The 24,367-nt window shown below is 32.7% G+C and carries 21 protein-coding genes and 3 pseudogenes; 15 read left to right on the top strand and 9 right to left on the bottom strand.

Annotated elements, in window-relative coordinates; all coding sequences use genetic code 11:
* From GH754_RS16710 to GH754_RS16690, 6 genes are all read left to right on the top strand, one after another.
* Nucleotides 1-109, top strand: a 109-nt coding sequence (locus GH754_RS16710; RefSeq protein WP_153728076.1) for an IS3 family transposase, incomplete at its 5' end; no start/stop codon positions are given.
* A gap of 537 nt (nucleotides 110-646) precedes the next feature.
* Nucleotides 647-1,936 carry a helix-turn-helix transcriptional regulator gene (locus GH754_RS16705; RefSeq protein WP_153729805.1) on the top strand — a complete coding sequence of 430 codons (1,290 nt, stop codon included), beginning with the start codon at nucleotides 647-649 and terminating at the stop codon, nucleotides 1,934-1,936.
* Nucleotides 1,914-2,039, top strand: a complete 126-nt coding sequence (locus GH754_RS19855; protein ID WP_267206692.1) for a hypothetical protein — start codon at nucleotides 1,914-1,916, stop codon at nucleotides 2,037-2,039. The genes GH754_RS16705 and GH754_RS19855 overlap by 23 nt, the downstream gene beginning before the upstream one ends.
* A 226-nt stretch (nucleotides 2,040-2,265) precedes the next feature.
* The gene (locus GH754_RS16700) at nucleotides 2,266-2,865 is read left to right on the top strand and encodes a hypothetical protein (RefSeq protein ID WP_153729804.1); all 600 of its coding nucleotides are present in this window, start codon (nucleotides 2,266-2,268) and stop codon (nucleotides 2,863-2,865) included.
* A 16-nt stretch (nucleotides 2,866-2,881) separates the two neighbouring features.
* Nucleotides 2,882-3,646 (top strand): hypothetical protein, encoded by a 765-nt coding sequence (locus GH754_RS16695; protein ID WP_153729803.1) that lies wholly within the window; start codon nucleotides 2,882-2,884, stop codon nucleotides 3,644-3,646.
* 132 nt (nucleotides 3,647-3,778) lie between these two features.
* The gene (locus GH754_RS16690) at nucleotides 3,779-4,042 is read left to right on the top strand and encodes a hypothetical protein (protein ID WP_153729802.1); all 264 of its coding nucleotides are present in this window, start codon (nucleotides 3,779-3,781) and stop codon (nucleotides 4,040-4,042) included.
* A gap of 483 nt (nucleotides 4,043-4,525) precedes the next feature.
* On the opposite strand, the pseudogene GH754_RS16685 reads toward GH754_RS16690, so the two are convergent.
* Nucleotides 4,526-5,762: pseudogene (locus GH754_RS16685) on the bottom strand (IS110 family RNA-guided transposase).
* Nucleotides 5,763-6,229: 467 nt separating this feature from the next.
* Between GH754_RS16685 and GH754_RS16680 the strand changes: the two are divergent.
* Nucleotides 6,230-6,466, top strand: coding sequence for a hypothetical protein (locus GH754_RS16680; RefSeq protein WP_194841391.1), 237 nt, complete (start codon nucleotides 6,230-6,232; stop codon nucleotides 6,464-6,466).
* A 23-nt stretch (nucleotides 6,467-6,489) separates the two neighbouring features.
* Here the strand turns inward: GH754_RS16680 and GH754_RS16675 are convergent.
* Nucleotides 6,490-8,038, bottom strand: a pseudogene (locus GH754_RS16675) (IS3 family transposase).
* Between the two features lie 488 nt (nucleotides 8,039-8,526).
* On the opposite strand from GH754_RS16675, the gene GH754_RS16670 reads away from it, so the two are divergent.
* Genes GH754_RS16670 through GH754_RS16655 form a run of 4 tightly spaced genes read left to right on the top strand, consistent with a single transcriptional unit; the run spans nucleotide 8,527 to nucleotide 14,554 of the window.
* Entirely contained in the window at nucleotides 8,527-9,594 is a 1,068-nt protein-coding gene (locus GH754_RS16670; protein WP_153729801.1) for a ComEC/Rec2 family competence protein, read from the top strand.
* 2 nt (nucleotides 9,595-9,596) lie between these two features.
* Complete coding sequence (locus GH754_RS16665; protein WP_153729800.1) at nucleotides 9,597-10,922, top strand: ABC-three component system protein; 1,326 nt, start codon at nucleotides 9,597-9,599, stop codon at nucleotides 10,920-10,922.
* Nucleotides 10,912-11,460 (top strand): ABC-three component system middle component 1, encoded by a 549-nt coding sequence (locus GH754_RS16660; protein WP_153729799.1) that lies wholly within the window; start codon nucleotides 10,912-10,914, stop codon nucleotides 11,458-11,460. The genes GH754_RS16665 and GH754_RS16660 overlap by 11 nt, the downstream gene beginning before the upstream one ends.
* Nucleotides 11,450-14,554, top strand: a complete 3,105-nt coding sequence (locus GH754_RS16655) for an AAA family ATPase (protein ID WP_153729798.1) — start codon at nucleotides 11,450-11,452, stop codon at nucleotides 14,552-14,554. The genes GH754_RS16660 and GH754_RS16655 overlap by 11 nt, the downstream gene beginning before the upstream one ends.
* Before the next feature lie 272 nt (nucleotides 14,555-14,826).
* Here the strand turns inward: GH754_RS16655 and GH754_RS16650 are convergent, their stop codons facing one another.
* The 5 genes and pseudogenes from GH754_RS16650 to GH754_RS16630 all read right to left on the bottom strand — a co-directional run bounded on the left by GH754_RS16650 (nucleotide 14,827) and on the right by GH754_RS16630 (nucleotide 17,159).
* On the bottom strand, nucleotides 14,827-15,204 hold the full coding sequence (locus tag GH754_RS16650) for a VOC family protein (protein WP_153729797.1): 378 nt from the start codon (nucleotides 15,202-15,204) through the stop codon (nucleotides 14,827-14,829).
* A gap of 53 nt (nucleotides 15,205-15,257) precedes the next feature.
* Nucleotides 15,258-15,881, bottom strand: a pseudogene (locus tag GH754_RS16645) (helix-turn-helix transcriptional regulator); the annotation flags it as partial.
* 20 nt (nucleotides 15,882-15,901) lie between these two features.
* Nucleotides 15,902-16,324: an EVE domain-containing protein gene (locus GH754_RS16640; RefSeq protein WP_194841390.1), complete on the bottom strand. Its 423-nt coding sequence runs from the start codon at nucleotides 16,322-16,324 to the stop codon at nucleotides 15,902-15,904.
* A gap of 4 nt (nucleotides 16,325-16,328) precedes the next feature.
* Nucleotides 16,329-16,721, bottom strand: a complete 393-nt coding sequence (locus tag GH754_RS16635) for a rhodanese-like domain-containing protein (RefSeq protein WP_323742075.1) — start codon at nucleotides 16,719-16,721, stop codon at nucleotides 16,329-16,331.
* Between the two features lie 18 nt (nucleotides 16,722-16,739).
* Nucleotides 16,740-17,159 (bottom strand): MarR family winged helix-turn-helix transcriptional regulator, encoded by a 420-nt coding sequence (locus GH754_RS16630; protein ID WP_153729796.1) that lies wholly within the window; start codon nucleotides 17,157-17,159, stop codon nucleotides 16,740-16,742.
* 471 nt (nucleotides 17,160-17,630) lie between these two features.
* Here GH754_RS16630 and katG point away from each other — a divergent pair, with 471 nt between their 5' ends.
* The 3 genes from katG (at nucleotide 17,631) to GH754_RS16615 (ending at nucleotide 22,224) form a co-directional block, all read left to right on the top strand.
* A complete protein-coding gene (katG, locus tag GH754_RS16625; protein WP_153729795.1) occupies nucleotides 17,631-19,814 on the top strand; it encodes a catalase/peroxidase HPI in 2,184 nt (727 codons plus the stop codon).
* Nucleotides 19,815-20,042: 228 nt separating this feature from the next.
* The gene (locus GH754_RS16620; RefSeq protein ID WP_323742077.1) at nucleotides 20,043-20,633 is read left to right on the top strand and encodes a DsbA family oxidoreductase; all 591 of its coding nucleotides are present in this window, start codon (nucleotides 20,043-20,045) and stop codon (nucleotides 20,631-20,633) included.
* Between the two features lie 310 nt (nucleotides 20,634-20,943).
* The gene (locus GH754_RS16615) at nucleotides 20,944-22,224 is read left to right on the top strand and encodes a hemolysin family protein (RefSeq protein ID WP_153729793.1); all 1,281 of its coding nucleotides are present in this window, start codon (nucleotides 20,944-20,946) and stop codon (nucleotides 22,222-22,224) included.
* A 57-nt stretch (nucleotides 22,225-22,281) separates the two neighbouring features.
* Here GH754_RS16615 and GH754_RS16610 read toward each other — a convergent pair whose 3' ends face one another.
* Nucleotides 22,282-22,644, bottom strand: coding sequence for a hypothetical protein (locus GH754_RS16610; RefSeq protein ID WP_153729792.1), 363 nt, complete (start codon nucleotides 22,642-22,644; stop codon nucleotides 22,282-22,284).
* A 411-nt stretch (nucleotides 22,645-23,055) separates the two neighbouring features.
* Here GH754_RS16610 and GH754_RS16605 point away from each other — a divergent pair, with 411 nt between their 5' ends.
* Complete coding sequence (locus GH754_RS16605; protein WP_407690677.1) at nucleotides 23,056-23,436, top strand: 3D domain-containing protein; 381 nt, start codon at nucleotides 23,056-23,058, stop codon at nucleotides 23,434-23,436.
* Between the two features lie 83 nt (nucleotides 23,437-23,519).
* Here the strand turns inward: GH754_RS16605 and GH754_RS16600 are convergent, their stop codons facing one another.
* Complete coding sequence (locus GH754_RS16600; protein ID WP_153729791.1) at nucleotides 23,520-24,221, bottom strand: peptidoglycan recognition protein family protein; 702 nt, start codon at nucleotides 24,219-24,221, stop codon at nucleotides 23,520-23,522.
* Nucleotides 24,222-24,367 lie beyond the last annotated feature (146 nt).

The raw sequence follows: 24,367 nt of genomic DNA, 5'->3' as shown, positions 1-24,367 counted from the left end.
ACAGATAGAAGAATATATTTACTGGTACAACCATGAACGATCAAAAGAAAAATTGGCTGGATTGAGTCCAGTTGAATACCGAACTCAATCCAGCCAATCAGCTGCATAATAAAAACTCTAACTTTTGGGGGTAACCACCTTTCTGAGCGTTTTTTAACGTGATATTTATTATGCAAAACGGGGTGCGAAATGCACAAAAATTATTGTGTTATTTCTAATGTTATTAGCATTTTTCTCTCCCTAAACTGAACCCGTTAATCAAAAAGTCCAGGATTCTGTATAAATAAGGAGATACAGTTTGGGCCCTTTGATTAAGGCGTTTTAATGATAAATAAGAGCCTCTCTGCGTTAGAAAGAATGAATAAGCAAATTAAAAGATTATGTAGTTATTATATCATAGGTCATTCTTAAAAAGAAAAGCCCTTCCCCTTTGTTTACTAGAAGAAGCGGGTTTAGAGTTATGCTCTAATACCATTTTGAGGAATGGTGTTAATTGTCCTTTTATTGATTTTGTTATAAAACGTGACACCTTATAATCAGTTTCATATCCTATTATAATATTACTTAACCCTTGCCTAAAAAATGGTGTTTGTTACAATATGGTAATACAATAGTCTTAGAGTGGAATTTGAGGAGGGATGTATTTATGCATATTGGGAAAAGGATAATTATTTTAAGAAAAGAGTACGGAATGAAACAATCAGAAATAAGCAAAGGGATAATCTCAACGACTCATTTAAGTAATATAGAAAAAGGCAGATATAAACCTCCAGAAGATGTTCTTCAACTTATAGCTAAGAAGTTAAAGGTTCCATCTCGTTATCTAGTAAATTATGAGGAATATAAAAAGGAATACGAAGATATTTTAGAGAAATTATTGGAATTGGTAATCCTTAATCCTATAAAAGCTCAGAACTATATAAATCAAATTGAATCTGAAAAATTCTTTCCATTTCAATCATTGGAATTAGAACTACAATACTTACTATTGAAGTCATGTTTAGATGCAAAACGAGAAAATAAAACAAGTTCTGTTATAAACTCGCAAATCAATATATTATTACACAACGAAGATATTGACGAACTACCGTTAAACATTAAAAGATCTTATTACTACTACAAAGGTATACAATTATACTTCCTAAATGAATTCCAAGAAAGTATTTATTGGTTTAAGAATCTTCTCCCTTCTACTAACAATATCAAAATTAAAGCAGCGATTTTCTACAACTTATCATTACTTCATCAAAAAATAGAACGAACTCAGGACTCTATTCAATTTGCAGAACAAGCATTAGAAATTTATATACAATATCATAACTGGTCGAAAATAGGAGAAACGTATACTCTATTAGGAGTGTTACACTGGGAGAAAAAAGATTATAGTGAGGCTATTGCGCAATTAAAAAAGGCGAAAGAAATACAAGGGATTATAGAAGATGATGTATTACACTCTAGAATACTTCATAATTTAGCGTTAGTTTATCAATCTATGAAAGACCATGAAAAAGCAATTGAGTTCTTTAAACAAGCGATTGAAAAGAAAAAGAAGATATATAAAGAACCAGTCAATTTAATGGTGTCTTACAGAGGGGTAATAAAGTGTTACATAGATTTAGATAATAAGAAGTTAGCGAAAAAATATTTGGATATTGCTTACGAAAATGTCCAACATAAAAAAGATAAGTATAAACTGAATACATACTATGCTTTATTAAATAAAGAAGAAGACAGCGAAATATTTGTAAAACTCATGAAACAATCTATAAAATATTTCACTGAAAAAAAAGATATAAAAAATTTAAAAGGATTAAACGAACAACTTGGAGAATATTTTTTTCAAACAAAAAGATACAAGCTAGCCTCCTATCATTTCAAAGAGGAGCTTAATATAAATAAAGGGGTGATTTTTTATGAAGAAAAAAATAGTTATTAGCCTTATTTGTTCCTTGTTTCTTGTTTTAAGTGGAACTTCATTGGTTTTTGCTGATGATGAAGGAGATACAGCAGGAATAAACAATGAGACATATACCGACTAAGCATAGCGATCACCTAAATTACCACAGTCCTAAATTTAATAGGTCTGTGGTAATTTTAGTTTATAAACATAAACTATTATTGATTATTGCTACAGTGCAAAAAAACAGGCTAAAATCCAATGATATTTAAGTTTAAAAATACTTACTATTGTAATTTGATGATTATATTACACACCCTCCTTTAACAATATATAATATGATTTAAATAATAAAAAGGAGGTATTTTATGAAAAAGTTAGGAGTAACAATAATTGTTGTTTGCGCAAGTCTTTTCTTTAGTATCAGTGCATTTGCGCAGGTTGTTGGAGGTTCATGGTCATATCCGGCTGGTTCGTATGCGCCAAATACAGGGAGTTATTATACCAATAGCCAAGAAGGAAGCTCCTATAATGATTTGGTCTATTTTAGGATGCACAGCATTGACTATACCTATTCGGAAGTAAGTAGTATTCGAGACTATTATTATGATCACAACTACTATCACGGGTATGATGCTACGGATCTAAATGATAACTTAGATACTTCTGAATCTAGCATGGCTACCAATTTACCAAACTATAAGTTTGATACAGATGACGATGACGCAAATAGCATTGATGAAGAAGCAGAAGTGGTATCACTTTCGCCGACATCAATTTCTTCGACCACTGACTACTATTATTCTGTTGACTTTGTAAACAGAGGCGGTGGTTCTGACAGTATATATAATGCACCTGGAGATGGAACCATTGAAATAAATGCACATGAAAGTAGCAAAGCGTGGAACGGAGAGTATAACACTCAATACTATTCAAGGCTAGGAACTGTTAATTACTATGCTCAATAATAAAGGGGGTAAAAAAATGAAAAGGTTCTTATCGAAAAGTATAATGGGAGCTTTAATTATTGGTGGGATTTCCGCTGGAATATTAGCTGAAACCTCCCCTAAAGATGCAAACGCAGAGCCTGTTAAAAATCTAAAAAACACAATAATTGATATTCATGAGCAAAAAATTATACCCGGAAACCCAATGAAATTTATTCTCGAGAAAGAAAAAGAATCAAAGGAAATTGAAGCAAATGTAATCATGGAGACAGACAAACCAACCCTTAAAGATCTTAGGCAATATAAAAATAAAGTAGCGGCCATTCAAAAACAATTAGTGAAATCCAATCAAAAAGTAGTACCAGCCACCGTAACACTGGAAGACACTATTAGTTATTCAGAATTACAAGATCTATTGAACGATAATAATATAAAGGGTGAAAGAATATTTGTTAGAACAAAGACATCCGATGGGGATATCGGAGGTTTAACGGTCTATTTATCTGATGGAAATGAAATCCCTTACGAGAAAATAAAATCAGTTACTAACGTACAAGGAAAGGATATTAGTGTAGTTGGTGTGTATGCCTTTGAAGCTGATATTAACCTTCAAAACAAAGATTTCGAAAAACTTAATGAGAGTGATGATGTTTTCTTAGTGGACATTTCTAGCGCCCATTATAAAAAACAAGCACTTAAAAACCAAAAGGTTAAAGAACTCAAAAACAATGATCAGAAACATCATATAGACGTAAATGTTTTTGACCTTTACTGGGAATTAGATTCCGCTAGAAAAAATTAAGTTATCATTAAAAAAGGCGGGAATTCATAAGTTCTCGTCTTTCTTTTTAGTTGTATAGACATAAAGATGCGAATCGTTACTGAAATTTTCAATCATTTATTGTAAAATGTTGGTTGAAAAGGGGTGTTTTATATGGTGGCAAATCAAGGCAAAAATATTATCCTGTCAGTTGTGTCTTTTATAATTGGAATTGTTTTATTTGTTGAGAGTTATAAGTTATTTTCTATTGAATCAGTTGATGGGACGGGTATTGGCGTGTATGTGCTTGGGTTACAGATAAGTGATGCTGTCCCTAAGGAAAATTTAAGTTTTTATGCAATAGCATTTTTGCTAGTGGGAATGTTTTTGGTTATTACATCCGTTGTTTTCATTCGAAAAATATATAAAAAAAGATAATGTTAGACCTAAACTAAAATACTAACAGGTTCAGTTCTAGGAGAAGACAATAAATAACACACTAAATAGGAGTACAAATCGCATAGCGTTTCGTACTCCTATTTTTTTGATGTGACAACATTTATCTATTTTTAACTCCTAAATTGACATTATAAATAGCAGCCTTTTTAACAAACGTACATAAATTCATGTACAGTGTACATTTAAGTTGCTAAAAAGCGTGTTAAAAGCTATGTATTTTAAAGTTGATATGTGAAGCTAATAATGATTTGTTCTGGTTATTTGGAAAGGCTTTTTGGGATTATATGTTAAAATATACATAGAGAAAAAGAACGAGCTTATTAACTAAACCAGCTAATAGTTTGTCATTATTTTTCAATAAAAAATCTAAAATAGACATGATATACTAAAAAAGCGCATGCCAAATAACCTTCCGTCTTAGCTTTGTTGGAAGGTTTTGTGTTATTTAGTTAGATATAGATATTAGGCTATATCTTGGAAAGTGGTTTTGCCTTTTAAAAGGGCAAAGATCCAATGTAAGAGCTTATTTACACAAGCAATTACAGCGACTTTAAAAGGCTTTCCTTCCTCACGCTTTTTGTCATAGAATTCATGTAACTTCTTGTTACGAGGAATGATCTCGTCACTAGTCTTACTCTTACGACAGTCACGAATAGCACAACGTACTACCACATATAAGGCATGTCGAAGTCTACTAGATCCTCTTTTAGTTATTCGGTTCTGAGTGGCTGAGAATTTACCAGATTCAAAGACACTAGGATCAACACCTGCGAAAGCAACAAGCTTTTTAGGATTATTAAATCTGTCTATCTCGCCAATTTCAGAAATGATCGTTGCAGCGATCTTTTCACCGATACCAGGGATAGATTTGATAATATGATATTCTTCAATTTCTCTAGCGAGAGTGTCTATCTCTGTCTCTAACTTGGATAGATGCTGTTTATATTGGAGAATGATATTAACATACATACCAAGAATTAAAATATGACTCTGGTAAACGGTATTTCCAAAAGGATTGCGAGCTGCTGCAACTTTAAGCTTTTGAGCTTTTTCAGTTGCCCAAGTTATTGATCGACTTTTACAAAGTTCATGAATCGTCTCAATGATTATCTCTTCACTAGTTTTCAAAATATCTTCAGAAGAAGGAAACCTTTGAAGAGTTAAGAGTGAAACTACTGAATACAAATCCCCAAAATCCCTTTATATTCAGGAAACACTTGTTCAAGCACTGCCTGAAATTGAAGCATTGTTTGCATCGCAACCCCAGTAATATTCTCATGTTGTCTCGTGAGATTACGAAGGTTTAAAAGTTGAACCCCACGTTTATTATAAGGCTCTAATTCTTCTTTGTATAACAACTCACACAGAAGATATGCATCAATGGAATCCGTTTTAACTTTCCTCAAACTCGAACTCCTAGCTTTGTATGAAATTAAAGGATTAATGATAATTAATAGATAACCACGTTCCTCCAGGTAGTGAACAACAGGAGTTTGATAGTGTCCAGTCGCCTCTAATATGACAGGTGGCTTTTGACCAGACTCTTTCTTTACATCCTCAAGAAATTCTACTAGTGGACTAAGTCCTTCAAGTGTATGCGAAACCTTGAAACTCTTACGAAATGGTTTCCCTTTGTCCAAGAATGCTTGAACTTGACTTTCTCTCCTTTTGAAACATCCAGACCAACGACTGAATTCATTTTGTATCTTCTCCTATACAATCGAAAAGTTGCCAGTAACCCCTAATGCCTAATGTAGTATCACAGCTTCGCTTGTTATACGAGATCTAGGTCCCAACCAGCCTCAAACATGTTTCTACAAGAGGGGCGAACGGTTTAGTTGACGGGATCAATGTCCCACGGGCAGTTACGTTCTACCCTGGCTACTCTTATAATAAGACCATATAAAAAAAGGTCAACCAGAAATATTTAGCATTCTGGCTAACCTTATAATACGAAGGGTGCAATAGTTGAACAAGGCGATCAACATTTTGGTCGTCTTTATTTTATCCGATAAATAGTTGGAATATTATGTTAACATTAGTTTAGGAGATAATGAGCTAACGAGGTAAAATTAGTTTAATAAACAATGGCTAAAGTGGTAATTCAGTTAGGGGGGAATTATAATAAAAAAATATCTTTTCATATTTATATGTGGGATATTCTTGATGAGCTGTTCAAAAGAAGAAATCAAGACATCTAAAGAAAGTTGGGAAGAAAGTCCAACTCTGGTTAGAGAAGTTGTAAATTCAGACGATGGACAAAAAGGCAATTTTGTTTTTAGAATTGGGGACAATGGAAAATTAGGATTTGCAGAGTACGGAACTTTCATAGCAGGTAAAGAGCAAAAATATATGTGGCATTTTTGGGGTGCACAAGATATTGAACTGCTCCCTGTCAAGTAGACAGTGGAAATAATAAAAATGATTTAAGCGGCTTTAGCTCTATATTCCATAGGGCTAAGGCCGTTTAATCTTTTTTGGTATCTCTCATGATTATAAAAATGGATGTACTCATTTATGCAGTAGTAAGTTCCTCATAGGTCTTATATTTATGTAAATAATACTTCTCACATTTCAGTGTCCCAAAAAAGGACTCCATTGGTCCATTATCAATACACCGACCAACTCGCGACATGCTTTGTGTCATTTCTGCCGCATCTATCTTACGTTTGAACCCTATAGAGGTGTATTGGAATCCACGGTCACTATGGATAAGAGGGTGTTCTTCCTTCAATAGTACTGTGGCTTGATCAAGTGTCTTGAATACAAGTTGATTATTATTGGAGTGTCCTAGAACATAACTTATAATGGATCCATCATAAAGATCACGAATTGCACTTAAATAGGCCTTTTTTGATTGGCCATACTTTAATTCTGTAACGTCCGTTACCCATTTTTCATTGGGTTTTTCGGCTGCGAATTCACGATTTATATTTTCTGCTACATGTTGGGGTGTAGAACGTTTATATCGCTTCTTCTTGACACGAATGACAGAGCGTAATCTAGCCACTTTCATCAACCGATAGATTCTTTTATGATTAAGCTTCTCCTCGAACTTTCTATTCATGTGAAGAGTCATTTGGCGATAACCAAGTATGCCACCAGTTTTTCATGGAGAATTTTCATCTCGTTGATGATTTCTTTATTCAGTATTTCCCTGGATGTAGGAGTACGATTTAACCATTTATGCAGATCGTGCAATACCGGCAATTTCACAAAGTAAACTAATGCTTAAATTCTCTTTTTCATGAAGCTCCTGAATAGCGATATATTTATCCTCAAATCTGATTTGACTTACTTTTGCCCCCTTTCGATCTCCTCTAACTTTTTTAAGAATAAATTCTCCGCACGTAACCGTTCATTTTCTCTTTCCAACTTTTTCATTTGAAGGTTGATTTTCTCTTCTGGAGTTAACTTAGCTTCTTCTTTTTTATGACCTCGTTTATCTTTTAGCGCTTCCTCTCCACCATCTTCGTACTTCCTAACCCACTGATAGAGTTGTTGGTACGAAACATGATAAGTATTAGCTGCTTTTTGATAATCTTTTCCGTTCCCCAAGCAATCAAGTACAATTTGTATTCGTTCTTCCCAAGTCGTTTTTCTTCCCTTAGTCATAGAACTCGTCCTTCCTTGTGACGTATCTTTTAATTCACTATGACTATTATACTTCTTTATCCACTTTTGGAGGACGGAATGACTTGATATTTCATACTTTCTGACAACCTCAAGTAAAGAGTATTTACCAGACAGATAATCACTAACAGCTAAAAGCTTTATATCCTTTGTGTACTTCTTCCAAGTTGAGGATTCTTTAAGACCTTCAGAACCAAATGTATCAAATCTATATTTCCATTTCCTCATTGTGCTTTCACTAACCTCATACTTACTAACGATCTCCGATAAGGTAAATGATCCATCTTCCCATGCTTGTAAAACCTCAGTTTTAAACTTTGGAGTAAATGATCTTTTAGACATAAAAAATACTCCCCTTTAGTAGTCCTAAAGGGGAGCATATCATTTCACCAATGCCTTTTTAGCCTCTTAAATAACCAAGGTGAACCGTCTTCATGATTTCCTAATATCAAAGATAAGAAACCCAAAACAATCCTGAATCGTTTTGGGTTTCTTTTGAGTTATCAGGTCAAATTGTTAAGAACTATATTTATCTGTTGAAATACTGGAAAATAGAGTGTGTGGAACAGTAATTCGAGTGATCTGCAATTTATATTTGTATTTCTTTTCCCGACTATCATATACCTGAATTCTCTATATAAATAATCTACGCAGCCCCCTACCATATTATTCTAAATAAGCCAAGTCTTTTCACCGTCATACCAATTGAGTATATTAATTATTAGATATTTCTCATTTTATTATTAATTATTCCTTAAATAATATCTATAAAAATATTATAATTATATTAATACCAATTATCGACAATTAACAAGGGGTAGTAATGACATATGTGTAAGTATATAAAAGTATATCCTGCTGCAAATGGAGATAGTTTCTTAATAAGAATTAAAGATGATTCAGATATTAAAAATATTATTATTGATGGTGGAAAAGGAGAACTGTGTCATTTAATGTTGAAAAATGAATTTGAACAAATGGAAAATAATAATCAACGAGTCAATTTGTTAGTAGTTACTCATATTGATGATGATCACATAGCAGGGATAATAAAGATATTTAAAGATAAAAAGGTAAATACATCTATTATAGATAGAGTTTGGTTTAATTCTGGAACCTTAATTGCTAGTGAATTAAAGGGAGATAAAGGGAGTAACTTTAATTTTCCAATAGCGTCAGATGAATCATCAAGGAAGATGAGTGTAAGACAAGGGGAAACATTGGAAGGAATACTTGAAGAAACAGGTGTATGGCATAAAAAATTGATTTCTACAGGTCAATTTTATGATGATGATGGAATTATACTTAGGGTATTATCACCAGACATAGAGACCCTTAAAGAATTAAATGAAAAGTGGGATTCAGAATTAAAAAAGATAGTTAAGAAAAGAATGAAAAAGAAAATGATGTCCTCTGCCACAGATTATCATAAATCAATTAACGAACTCGCTGCAGAATTATTTGAAGAGGATTCGTCACTCTTTAATAAAAGTAGTATTGCATTTTTACTCGAGCATGAAAATTTTAGACTATTAATGTTGGGTGATTCTCATCCATCAACTATTGTAAATAGTTTGAGGAATTTAGGATACTCAGATGAAAATAAATTAAGGGTAGACATTATGAAAATTTCTCACCATGCAAGCAAAAAAAATACAAGTCCTGAATTATTAAAACTAATAGATTGTGAAAAGTTCATTATTAGTTCTGATGGGAGTAAACACGGACTACCTAACAAAGAAAGCTTGGCAAGAATAATACAAAGTATGGATAAACCTGTGGCATTTTATTTTAATTATAATTTAATGAAGAAAATTTTTTCTCCAGAAGAATGTCAAGAAAACAATATCACTTGTGTCTATTTAAACAGGGATAACGGTTATACAGTGGGGGGTTAATGGTGAGTATTAATGCTAGATACAGAGAAATAGCAGTAAAAATAAAGTGCATTGATTTTGAAGGTTCAGGATGTATGTTTCAACCATTTACTAATGAATTCTCATATGTAATAACAGCAAGGCATTGTTTAGAAGGGACAAATGAGAATCCTCAATCATTTGAAAAGAAGGATATAGAGGTATTCCTACATAATTTAGGAACTAAAATAACCGTGCTAGATTATTATTTTCATAGTAAATATGATCTTGCAGTAATTAAGGTTAAATATATTGAAGGAATTCCTGGAACACTGATAACAGTTCCAAAAGATAATGTAGAGGTGGGTCTTTATGGTTTCCCACATCTATTAAATGGAGAAGATACAGCCGAATTAGGTCACCTTTTAGAATGTAAAACATACTTCAATTATCCAGAACAAAATTTATTAGAGTTTAGAGCTATTCCTGATGTCTCAAACCTAATGAATAGTGTAAATAAAACTTTAAGTGGCTTTTCAGGGTCGGGAATATTTCTAAAATCGGATAATAATTTGTTTTTAATGGGTATTTTCACTCAGTTAAAAGAAGAAGACGGTGCGTATGGTGCACTTCTGGGTTATGATATTTCATCAATAAATGACATTCTATTAGAGAACCAGCTACCCTTGTTAATACCAGAAGAATTATTAAATTTTGAAAGTTACATCGAAACAGCTTTTGAGAGTAATGAAGGTTACATCCAGTCAATATTAAAAAGAAATTCAAGGCCAATATTAGATTTAGCCCCTAACGATATTGTTAAGTTCCATAACGAAAAGTTATATGTACCGTATAACTCTTTTGTTGAAGAGGAACTGTTAAATCCTAAGTTATGGGAAGGTTGGGCTTCATTATTAACATACTATTATATGGAGACATCTAATCTACCAAATAAAAGTAATTTTAAATTAATAAGAAATAGAGTTGAGTATTCCCATAATATTAAAATGTACTTTACGAGGGAAAAAAGATTATCTACTTGCATTATGGATTTATTTGTAAACAATTATGACGATATAGAGTTAAATGATTTAATAATTATTAATACTAAAAATAGCAATCCAGGAACCAAAAGTTACAATAAAGATAAAACAAAGCGAATAGTTCGTAAGATAGATCGTGCAGATAAAGAGAGATTAGTTGAAAAAGGTATTGATATAGATGATCCGGAAAAACTAACTGATGTAGAATTTATACACATTGATTTATTTCAAGATATCTTTTCTAAATATGATGAAATAACTAGTTTGCCCGAACTTGAAGAAAAATTAAAGGATTGTATTAAAGAGGTGTTTAATAATGTTCCTTAATAAATATGATGTTATTAAAAGAATAAAACATGAAAGCGGAAACAATTCATTTGATTTAGTTGAATGCCTAGTAAAATCTGAAACAAATTATAATGTTTATATATTTACTATGATAATAAACGACCAGGACGAATTAATGGAACATTGGAAGGAGATAAGTGGTGATATAGCAGTCCATTTCCAGGGAGAATTAGTAAGTGATATTGAAATATGGAATATTTATATTTTGTTCTTAGTACAGGGTAGTGTAGATAATGATATAAGATATTTAATTGAACAGAATAAATATTCTTCACGTAAATTAGTAATTGAGAATGTCGAAAGACCTATAGGTACAGAGGATATTGAAAATATTATCAATGAGAAACTATTTAACGTTAATGTAGAGTCTGTTGGTAATGCAAATCCCCCTGAATCAATTTTTAGTACATTAGAATCTAAGTATGGAAATTTAATCAAAGTTATTAAAGATGGCGATCATGAAAAGCCCTCAGTTTTATTTACTAAGTATTTGGAGTTGTTAAAAAATGAACTTTAAATTAAAAGGTATAGAATTAGATGCTTTTAGAATATACCAGAACAAGCAGTTTTTTAATTTCCTTACTAATACAGGTGAGGTGGCCAATCTAATTGTTATATATGCACCAAATGGATATGGAAAGACCTCATTTATTGATGCAGTTGAATGGGCTTTAACGGGAAATATAAATAGGATATCAAAGAACACTATATTAAAGAAAACAGCAGATAATGAAAAGGGTTTAATTTTAAAAAATATAAAGAGTGAAAAAGAATATGGAACCGTAAAACTAATAGCAGAAGGCGGAGGCTTATTAGAAAAGAAAACTAAGGTAATTGGTGGTAATAGAAAGACAGATTATGCGGACGGTGACTTAATATTCAAATCTGATGTATTTAAGAAAATTAATTACGCTGATTTTTCTACTAAATCTATACTTGGTCAGGATAAAATTGATTCTTTTCTTCGTTCAATCAGTCCTAAAGATAGGTATGATACCTTAACAAACTTCTGGGATGATGAAAATGATTCTGAATTATTTAAAAGGATATTAAATCTATATAGTGAATCGGAAAAACAACTTAAACAAGTAAAAGAAGATTTAGGAGAGATTACCAAAGAAATACAAAGTTTAGTAATACGACCTAGCATTATGGTAGAGATTAACAATCTAGTAGAAAAGTTTAACCAAATCAAGTCAAAAGAATTAAGTCTCCCTGAGTTAAATACAAATAATAATAAGCGATTTATTAACGCATTAATTGAAACTAAATCAAAGCTAGAATCTGCTATGGAAGAGAATAATAAGAAAGTATTGACTGCTCAATATCTGACAAAAAACTTTGAAGCTTACAACGACAAGAAGAATATACTTATTAACATAACAGAAGATATGAAATTCACTAAAAATATTTTAGATAAATATAAAAAGAAAGAGAAGAGAACAAATACTTTAAATAGCATTGTGTATGAAGCCTATAATTTATATGAGAAATATAGAAAAATTAAAAAGCTAATTAAATTACATAATAAAACAGCAAATTTACAAAAAAAGATAATAGACTTTGAAGAGAAAAATTCAAAACTAGTTAAGGAAATATCAACCAATAATAGTCAAAAGACTAAGCAAGAACATATATTAAATGAAACTAAAGTGAAGTTAGATAATATACAGAATTTAAAAAAAGATATAGAATACCGTTATTCAAAACTTGATAGCAACCTAGAAGGGTATTTTTATATAAGACGAAAAAAAGCTCATTTATCCCAAAGACTTTTACTTCTAAAGGAAATGATTAATATAAGGCAGATTGAAATACAAAAATATAAAAAACAAATGCTTACTCTAAATTCTTATCGAGATTATGAAGTAAAAGATATTATCAATATTAATATTGATAATAAAAATATTACCAGTTTAGTTATGGAGATCAGTAAAAGTTATAAATTTATTCAGCAAAAAGAACTGGAATTAAAAGAACTTAATCAGGAATATAATCAATTTGGTAAACTTAATGAGCAGATTAATACAATTTATAAAGTAGGAAAAAAGTTTATTGAAGAATCTCGGACTACTTCTTGTCCTTTATGCAAAAAAGAATATGATGATTTTGAAAGCTTAGTAAGAAGTGTCGATAAAGACTTTAAAGATATTGATATCTTAAATAAGATGAAAAGTAAAATTGTAAATCTCGAACTCGGTATAAAAGATGAAAAAAATAGGGTAAATAAATTTACTGATTTATATAGAAAAGAAATAGACAAAGAATTAAAGGTTCTCTCAATAATGGATATCGAAAGTGAGACAAAGATTTCTTCTTATAATTCTCTCAATCAAAGAATGAACAATAAGTTAAATAATATTAAAAAAGAAGAAAGTGATTTAATCAGTTTCTTCAATAAATTAAATATAGATATAGAAGATAGTAGTAATGAAAATATTGCTGATATTAAATCATCTATATTAGGAAAGATAAACAATCTTAGTAAAACAATTCTTGATTACGAAAATAAGGTAAATGAAACAAGTGAAAGTATTAAAAAAATAACTACAATACTAAAACAAAAAGAAGTAGAATATGTTTCTAATAAAAATAAAATACGAGAAATTAGGGAAGATTCAATTCTAAAGAGCTTTAATCAAGTGTTAAGTGAATTAAAAATAGGAAGTAATATAGAAAAAATTAAAGAAACCTCTGTTGAAGTGAAGGAAAAGTTTTTATTAAAGGTTAATAATAAGCGAAGTATTTCTAATGAAATTTATAACCTAGATATTGACTTATTTCAATATAATGAACAAGACATAAATGATAAATATATGGAATTACAAAATAGCCATCAAGAGGTCCGGACTTATATTGATAATTATAATTTGGAATTAGACAAATTAAGAGTAAGTAATCCCTCAAGTAAAGAGGAATTAATACAAATTCATGCTGATTTATCTAATCAAATTAGTTCAGCTAATTCAGCATTGAATATTTTAAATGATCTCATGGGATTTACAAATTATATAGAAAATAATATTGAATCAAAAACTAAAGAGTCAAAAAAAAGAGAGCTAGAAGACAGCTTAGCAGTTTTAGAGAAAGGTAATGAAGAGCTGTCAAATGCTAAAGAGTATATAACTAATTATATAGAAAATAAGATTAATAATTCTTTTAATCTAGAATCCATTAATAGTATATACCAACGCATAGACCCCCACCCGGATTTTAACAATATAAAATTTGAAAGCGACCTAAGCAAAGATAAACCAGAAATAAATATTTATGCTTCTGATAGGAAAGAAAAGTTAGCGCCAATTCTTTATTTTAGTGCTGCCCAAGTCAATATTTTATCTTTAAGTATTTTTTTGGCAAAGGCACTTCTAAAAGATCACGATGGTTTGAACACTATTTTTATGGATGACCCTATACAACATTTAGATAACCTTAATATACTTTCTTTTATTGATTTGTTAAGAACTATTACAAACCAACTTGATAAACAAGTAATACTTTCCACACATAATGAAAATTTCTACAAATTAATTAAAAGGAAGATGGACCCTGAATATACAAAGTCAAAGTTTATTGAATTAGAATCCTTTGGTAAAATTCGAAATCCATAATGATAATAGTATATGTACAATCAGCTTTTAATCAACCCCGACCACTGGTAGTACTCAAAAAGAATAACAGTATAAACTTGCCTCTATAAAAAGGCATTGGAAATAATAGGATTCCAATGCCTTTTTTGCCTCTTAAATAACTACGCTGAACCGTACCACAAATAGTGGTAAAGCAGAGGGTAGAAGTAATTCTGGAAAAAGAAGTATTAAAAAGGCTAATCTAAATTGAAGGAGACCGTTTAAGTGATTTAGACGGTCTCCTTTTGGTTTTCTTAAACTTGTACTTCACTCATCAATGCATGAGTATTATCTTCTGTATCTTTAAAAAATACCATCCATGTTTCTGTTTGTCCCATTTTCGCCACCACATGTGGTTCATCAATAAATGTAACTTCTTTACCTACTAAGCACTCATAAGTATCTTTAATATTTGTTACTTGAAAATAAATAACTGAACTTGAATGGGCAAATTCATCTTTTTCAGGTAGTGACAACATTAGCCGCAAGCCATCGCATTCAAAAAATGCCATACTATCCGTGTTAAATAATAGAGAGAGTCCTAGTTTATCTTTATAAAAATCTAGTGCCCTATTTATATCTTTTACAGGTATCCCAATTTGCCCAACATTCTTAATCATTGTATTATCCATAAAACATTTCTCCCTTCAAATTTCTTATTCCTAATAAGAATAAAGAATCTCACTTATAATTTCTTATCCAATATCACTTTTTTTCGATGATCTTTAGGAGATAAACCAACATGTTGTTTAAACATTTTACTAAAGGATACAGGGTTTTGAAATCCAAGTTCAAAGGTTATATCGGTCATATTATGGTCTAATTCTGCTAGTAGTAGTTTTGCCTTTTGTATTCTAAATATTGAAATATGCTGATGGGGCGTTCTACCGTAAACTTGAGAGTAACTTCTTAATAAATGGTTAGGTGATAAACAAGCAACTTTAGCAACTTCTTCTAGTTTGATTGGTTGATTAAAATAATATCTAATGTAATCGTGTGCTATACTTACCCTTCTATATAATTCTTCACGTGTAGAATTACGAATTGCATGTAACGATTCGATTTCTGTATATGTATTTAAGTGTTCATTTAAAATAGAATACATGATCTTATGAAATTGTTCCTCATAACCAATAGAATTAATATTGAGATTAGGTAATATCTGTTTGAAATTTTCTAGTTGCGAAGAAAGAGCATTATTTTTGTGATAAGTTTTTTCAAAAAAACCAATAGAATTTATATCCTTAAATGGATCGCTTAAAAGACTATAATTTGTTTCATTTAAGGAATGAAAGACTTCTTCAGCAAACCTTTCTAATCTCCTTTGTTTTAAAGCATTTGTTCTGCAATTAGTTTAAAATCTTGTTCACACACTTCTAAATGGCCAAATCGGAATGGATAACCCCAGCGCTCTTTATTTTTTATGAAAGAGAGTTGGGAGATTAACGGATGAATGGATGCTTCTGTACAACTAATAAAGTCTATATTTCTCCGGAAAGGTACAAAACCATTTCCCATATCAAACTGAAAAACATTATCATCGATAACTTTTCCCAAAGCAGTAAATTTTTGATGCGGAGTATTTTCCTTAAAATTCTTCTTTGAAGAGTAATAAATAATCCAGTCACCAGTATTCATCTTTTTTAAAGGAGTCTCTTTTCCATGACAAAGTTGGGCAAATCCGCCATTCACTCCCCTATTTACATGATCACGAGACGCAACGCAAATCCAATACCTTGTTTTCATTTGCATTGTCTTAACACCCACAATTATTAGGTGTGCTATCCTTTTGCGTTGAATCTGAAACAGGAAAGTTCATTTCTTTCCATGCTGCTATACCCCCGGTTAACTCTTTAACTGTATAATCTCTTTCTAATAAAAATTTTGCTACTTTAGAAGCAGTATTGCACCAGACGTCCCAGCAATAGACAATAATTTCTTTATCTTTTGGTATCTCATTTAAGCGATTTTGTAGTTCTTGTTCTGGTATAACTTTAGCACCTTTAATTGTAATATTTCTTAAATTATTTGGCCCGTTTCTTACATCAATTAAGAAATATTTTTCGGGATTAATTTTAATGGACTTTAAATAATCCATTGGACTAATTGTTGCTTGTAGGCGGGCATTAAAATAATCAAGTGTATTCACAAAATAACCTCCTGATTTCTATAGTGAATTCCAAACTTTTATAAGTATATCCTTAAGTAATTGCTTTTCTTGTTCGTTTAATGGGGATAAAACCTCTGCTTCTGTGTTAGTTAAAGACCCCCAACATGAATCCAATACACTATTACCTTTACTAGTAATCAAAAGGCTATAGGATCTACGGTCATCTGGATTTTTAGTCCTCTCAACAAAACCTAATGTTTCTAAATGATCAATATGACTCACCATAGTTGTTCTATCAATCTGTAGTCTTTCAGCAATAACTTTTTGAGATGAGTAAGGCTTATCTTGGATAAATAAAAGTACTCCATATTGTCTGGCATCAATGTTGAATGGACGTAATGTATCAGCAAACTTACTTTCCATTTGTTGGAGAACTTTACCTAGTAAAAACCCATAAGAATGGTTTAACTTATTCAAATGTAAATCACCTCCTTTATTAATCAGTTAATTATATAATCAGTTTAACTGACTATCTTACAAAAAGCAATACATGTTAATAAAGGTTTTTAATATGTTTACCAATACTTAAAAAGTGAACCGTACCACAAATAGAAGCAAAAAGTTGATGTTAAGCTGATACTTTTGTAAGAGCTAAGTTTTAAACTTAGCTCTTTTTGCATGCTCAAAAGCATGCATGTACTTGTCTTGCAGAGCATACATTTGAATAGACTGTTTTTCCATTATAGTTCATTAAACTTTCAACTGAATTATGGAATACGTTATTTTATTAAAAAAATCCATGGTTTCTTTCTCAATCCTAAATGAACTTAAAGATAAAAAATTAAGTCGAGTCATATTTCTTTTCATTTATGATGAAGTTAACTATAATATACATAACAAGATAATAATTATTATTATCTAGCAATTTATCTAGAAAGGGGAAAAATTATGGATTCAAAAGAAAATGCTAAAGTTGGAAAGTGCCCGGTACATCACGGTAGTGTCACTAGTAACAATACGAATGCTACTACAAACAAAGATTGGTGGCCAAACCAATTAGACTTGAATATTTTACATCAGCACGACACAAAATCTAACCCTATGGGAGAAGACTTTGATTATGCGGAAGAATTTAAAAAACTAGATTACGAGGCATTAAAGAAGGATCTCCGCGAATTAATGACAAACAGTCAAGACTGGTGGCCTGCTGACTATGGGCATTATGGTCCATTCTTTATCCGTATGGCTTGGCATGCTGCAGGTACATACCGTAAAGGTGACGGTCGTGGAGGTGGTGGAACGGGCAATCAACGCTTTGCGCCACTTAACAGCTGGGAAGACAACGGCAACCTTGATAAAGCTCGTCGACTACTATGGCCGATTAAACAAAAGTATGGAAATAAAATTTCTTGGGCAGACCTGCTCCTTTTAACTGGTAATGTTGCAATTGAATCAATGGGCGGTAAAACATTTGGTTTTGGTGGTGGACGCGCAGATATCTGGCATCCAGAAGAAGACATCTACTGGGGTACTGAAACAGAAATGCTAGGTAACAACCGTTACTCAGGCGATCGTGAGCTTGAAAATCCGCTTGCAGCTGTTCAGATGGGCCTCATTTACGTTAACCCAGAAGGTCCAGACGGTAAACCAGACCCACTTAAAAGTGCCCACGACATTCGTGAAACTTTTGGACGTATGGGAATGAATGATGAAGAAACTGTTGCATTAATCGCAGGCGGCCATACTTTTGGTAAAGCACACGGTGCAGGAGATGCTGCACATGTCGGTCCAGAGCCAGAAGCTGCTCCAATTGAAGCACAAGGCCTTGGTTGGTTAAGTACACATGGTAGCGGAAAAGGTCGCGACACCATCACTAGTGGTCTTGAAGGTTCTTGGACTGCGAATCCAACACAATGGGATAATGGTTACTTCGATCTATTGTTTGGGTATGAATGGTGGTTGACTAAGAGTCCTGCAGGTGCATGGCAGTGGCTCGCAGTTGATCCTGATGAGGAGGATCTTGCACCAGATGCAGAAGATGCCTCTACTAAAGTTCCGACGGTAATGTTTACTACGGACTTAGCATTACGTCATGATCCAGAATATGAAAAAATCTCTCGTCGATTCCATGAGAATCCAGAAGAGTTTGCAGATGCATTTGCTCGTGCATGGTTCAAACTACTACACCGCGATATGGGTCCTAAATCTAGATACCTAGGTCCAGAAGTTCCAGAAGAAGACCTAATCTGGCAAGATCCTGTTCCGGCTGTTGATTATGAATTATCAGAAGAAGAGATTGAAAATATTAAAGTATTGATTCTAGATTCAGGACTTACAATTGGTGAGCTTGTCACAACTGCATGGGCGTCTGCTAGTACCTATCGTGGATCAGACCACCGCGGAGGTGCAAACGGTGCTCGAATCCGTCTTGCTCCACAAAAGGATTGGGAAGTAAATCAGCCTGAACAACTTGAAAAAGTTCTAAATACATTAGAAGGTATTCAAAGTCACCTAGATAAGAAGGTCAGCCTTGCCGACTTGATTGTACTTGGCGGTAGTGCTGCGGTTGAAAAAGCGGCACAAGACGCAGGCTTTGACGTAACGGTTCCATTTGCTCCAGGACGAGGCGATGCAACTGAAGAACAAACAGATGTAGAAAGCTTTGAAGATCTAGAGCCTTTCGCTGATGGTTTCCGCAATTATCAGAAGAAAGAGTATCGTGTAAGTCCAGAAGAGCTCTTAGTAGACAAGGCACAACTATTGACTCTTACTGCACCTGAAATGACTGCACTTATTGGTGGTATGCGTGTTTTAGATACGAACTACGGAGGCACAAAACATGGCGTATTCACTGATCGAGTAGGCACTCTTACCAACGACTTCTTTGTAAACTTACTTGACATGGGAGTAGAGTGGAAGCCTGTAGATGGTGGCGTATACGAGGGACGTGATCGTCAAACAGGTGAAGTAGTACGCACGGCAACTAGAGTAGATTTAATCTTCGGTTCAAACTCACAATTACGTGCCATTGCAGAGGTTTATGCTCAAGAAGATAACCAAGAGAAGTTTGTTCGAGACTTTATATCTGCCTGGGTAAAGGTAATGAATGCAGATCGTTTTGATCTTAAATAATCGAGTGATTCTCAACTAAGCAAAAACTTAACAGTTAAATGATAAAAAGGCATTGGTAGAGACCAATGCCTTTTTTGTACTATCTTTGCATAAATTTTCTCTTTATATGTCGAGCATATTTTTTTAAAAGAAATGTTTTTCGATATACTATAAAATAAATAACATTGTTTGGAGGTATTCAAAATGCATATTGAAATGTGGACAGACTTCGCTTGACCATTTTGCTATATAGGCAAAAGGCGTCTGGAGGGCGCTATTCAGAAGATTGGTCACCCCGTTGAAGTAACCTATAGATCATTTGAGTTGGATCCGACTATGGAACGGGATGTTAAGGAAAACATGTATGAAAAATTAGCCAACAAGTATGGGATGAGTATAGAGCAAGCAAAGGCTAATACCGAAAGCATGGTTGAAATGGCAAAAGAGGCTGGTTTGGATTATCATTTGGATACACTTATTTTAACCAATACATTTGATGCTCATCGATTAGCTCTTTTTGCTAAAGAACAGGGCTTAATGACAGAAATGACTGAAAGAATCTTACATGCTTATTTTACTGAATCGAAGCATATTGGCGACCACAGAACTTTAACAGAATTAGCTGTAGAAGTTGGTTTGAATCGAGAGGCTGTAGAGAAAATGCTCGCAAGCGAAGACATGAAAGAAGAGGTTTTAGCCGATGAGCGACAAGCAAGGGAATATGGCATTAATGGTGTGCCATTTTTCCTTATTAATAAGAAGTATGCACTAAGTGGTGCTCAGCCAACTGAAACATTTGTTCAGGCATTGCAAAAAGTGTTAGCGGAAGAACAAACGTAATAATAAAGAGCAGGTAGAATTGATATAGATTTATTCTACCTGCTTTTTTATTCCTTTTACTATATTTTTTTCGATGTTTAAAGAACTCGCGGCACACCCTCCCTAGTTCACTCTTTGTTTATTTTATACCCTATTTTTTGAAATGTGCTTTGAAAGTAGGAATAATGAGGTGTCCATTAAAATTTAAAAGACATATTTTAATATGAAGAAAACCAAAGGAAATGAAAAAATAATGTAAACAAAGGTTGGATAAGCTCGTTTATTCTTAGATGATTTGCTTAGTTTATCAGATAACGGGAGGTGGAATGGTTTGGAGGCGATACCAATAGGTTCTATAATCTTGTTGGTTTTCTTATTAGTTTGGTCTGCCTTTTTTGCGGGGGCTGAAACCATATACTCAAGTGTAAATAAAATAAGGTTGAGGCAATTTGCAAAGGAAGGGCGACCTGGAAGTAAAAAGGCTCTCCATATTGCGGAGGATTTTGATAATATGATCTCTGCCGTCTTAGTAGGAAATAATATTACGAATACTGCCGCTGCTACGATATCAGCTCAGATATTCATTGAAATGGTTGGCGGTAATACAGGGGTCATACTAAATACAGTAGTCATGACAATCGTTATTCTAATTTTTGGCGAAATACTTCCTAAAACCTTGGCGAATGAAAAGACCGAAACGTTAGCAATAGCTTTTGCAGGCTTAATGACTATCATTATTAAAATATGCTCCCCAATCAGTAAACTCTTTATAAAAATGACAGAATTTCTATTAAAGTTTTTTAAAGACAAAAATGACCCTTTACCTTCTGTCACTGAAGAGGAAATCAAGGTAATATTAGATATAAGCGAAAAAGAGGGAGTTATTGATCATTTAGAAAGGAAATTAATGCTACGCTCTATGCATTTGGACGAAACCCCTATTAGAGAATTTATGACCCCACGTATTGATATGGTAGCTATCAATATCAATCAACCCATAGAGGAAATCATCGAATTATTTTTTGAAAGTCGTTATTCAAGAATCCCAGTCTATGAAGAAAGTATTGATAATATTATAGGCATTTTAACAGAAAAAGACTTTTTAAATGATTTAATCATAAATGATCATACTGATATTAGAAAATTGATCAGAAAACCTATATTTGTCGTTGAAACCATGAAGGTCTCTTCAATATTACCCCAATTAAAGCAGGAAAAGGTCCCAGTGGCAATTGTCCTAGATGAATTTAGCGGAACATCAGGGCTAGTAACCTTAAAAGATATTTTAGAAGGAATTGTTGGTGAAATATTGGATGATCGTGATGAGAAAGTGAAGCTTATTACCAAAGTTAGTGAGAATGTGTATATTTTTCATCCTAAATATCAATTGCATCGCTTTGCAGATAAGTTAAATATTCGTATGCCAAAAAGTGACTACAACACATTAGGAGGGTGGGTTTTAGAGAATCTTGAGACTGTACCTTCTAAAGGAGATTCTTTTATTTATGACAATTTAAAAGTGAGTGTGGAGGACATTGAGAATCAAAGAATTAACAGTATCAAAGTAGAAATTCAAAGCATTCCTAATGCTGATGACTATACTCGCCCTTAACCTTACTGTTGTCCGTGTTATGTTCTTTAAGCATATAGATAACACGGACAAGAAAATTCAATGGTTCATATATTTTTTGATGTAGGTAAACTCCATGATATAGATGATGGAAATGGCAATGATATATTTTCTATGCTTTTTAATGGTTTTATGGTGAACTATGGGGAGCTTTTTTAGTTCCTTTAATGGCGGTTTCTTCATTTCTTTTATATAGTTTGATAAAAATGTATTCTCGGATATGAGCTTTGCCACTTTGATTGCGTTTTGACGTGTATCCGCATTTTTGGGACAAGAGCTGGTTAGATCATTTAATTTTATCTTCAAACCTTTTAATAATTGCTTGTATTCTATAATTTCATATGACAATTGACGTCTAGCTTTTTGTGACATACCTTCCTTATTGTCATGGAGAACGCACATAAAATAGCCTCCAAATTTTAAATAATACGGGTCCTTCTATAAGATATCATGAAATCTAGTAGATGATTTATACAGTTCGATTTCATTTTGATTACTTCTAATAGAAGATTCTAATAAGTTATTAGAGCTAAAAGCCTCTCTTTATATAGTTTCAAGTCCATTTAAGTAGTTTATGTCTCGTTTTACATATATATTTCAAATCTATTAAAACCTACAAAAGAGTTAGCCTTCTATGCGATATCTATATATTGAATAGACACATAGGAGGTAATTTCTATCAAATACTTAAGATTAATCACATTAGTTACATTAGGTTTATTATTATTTTCAAGTGAAGTATATGCGAGCAGTAAGTATACAATCCAACCAGGTGATGTATTATCGGAAATATCAGTGAAGGAAAATGTAAGCGTGGATAGATTGGTTGAAGCTAACTCAGCAATTTCAGACCCAGATATAATTTTTGCCGGTCAGACCATTACTATTCCAGATGGAAAGAGGGAAACTTTTACAGTAACGGCTTATACAGCAGGTTATGAATCGACTGGAAAACGGCCTGGTGATCCGGGGTATGGTATTACTGCGTCAGGTACAAAAGTAAAAGAGGGACAAACCATCGCATGTCCAAAAACAATTTCATTTGGTACAGAAGTGTATATTCCTTATTTTGATGACACATTTACTTGTGAGGATAGAGGTAGTGCCGTTACAGAAAAACGAATAGATGTATATATGCCTGAGGTAGAGGATGCACTAGAGTTTGGTGTTAAGGAGTTAGAAGTAGAATATTAAGGTTGTTCACATAAAGCTACATATAACTCAAGAACTTTTAGCATAATGAAAAAGCAGCTAATTAATTAGCTGCTTTTTTATGCCTATAAGTTTTTTATTGTCTTCATTTTCTCCCTCACGAGTGGATAAAAGTACTTTTTTGCACTTTCCGTTGAATTCCCACCGAAAAATCCAGTGCCCGGGCAGGATTTGACCTCGTTACTAGCGGCATTGTCTAGTACTCTTTCTCCCGTCTTAATATGCCACCAATGATGATAGGTGATGGTATCGATGGATGGTTTTAATCCAAATTTCAAGGATAATAATGCGGTAATGTAAATGATTGTATCCTTTTGTTCCTTGGTCATTTTATCGTGCCCTTTGTCAAAGTTTCCAAGGTTTTCAATCGTTATTCCTTCAGCGTTCGCTTGATCCCCGATGGTCCCCTCTGGCGCTATATCTAAAGGGCGTGATACGGCAATCATGCCATCTGGAAAAGTCGTAATATTTTGGGCTATATGTGACCATCCCATTTCCTTTGTGTGATATTTTTCCATTCCTCTTAGTAACTCTAAATGGTTTGAACCATTAAAACGCTTATATGAAGGGGCCCACGTATGATGCTGCTGAATCAGACTTATTTTTCGATCGACTTGTTGATCAAATAACCACTCCTTAAACTCTTTTTTAGTCATTAGCATATGGTTACTTTTTTGCTTTGGTATATCTTCAGCTGCGTGAAGAGAAGTCATATTTCCTGACATCATAATGATAAGGCTGCATATAAAGAAGAATACTTTTTTCATATTCAGTTCCTTTTAATCGTCTTTTAATAATCTTTATTTTTTGTCGTATACAAGCGTTATATTCAAATGTTGTTTCGGAATTTCCCTTTATTATAAAACCCTGTCAGAAAATCTAACAGGTTAATTGTGTGATAATTCATGCCATA

Origin of the sequence: Salinibacillus xinjiangensis (assembly GCF_009649735.1) — a bacterium.
GTDB lineage: Bacteria > Bacillota > Bacilli > Bacillales > Alkalibacillaceae > Salinibacillus > Salinibacillus xinjiangensis.
The sequence above is the reverse complement of the archived record's forward strand: the minus strand, read 5'-3'. Positions and strand labels throughout refer to the sequence as shown.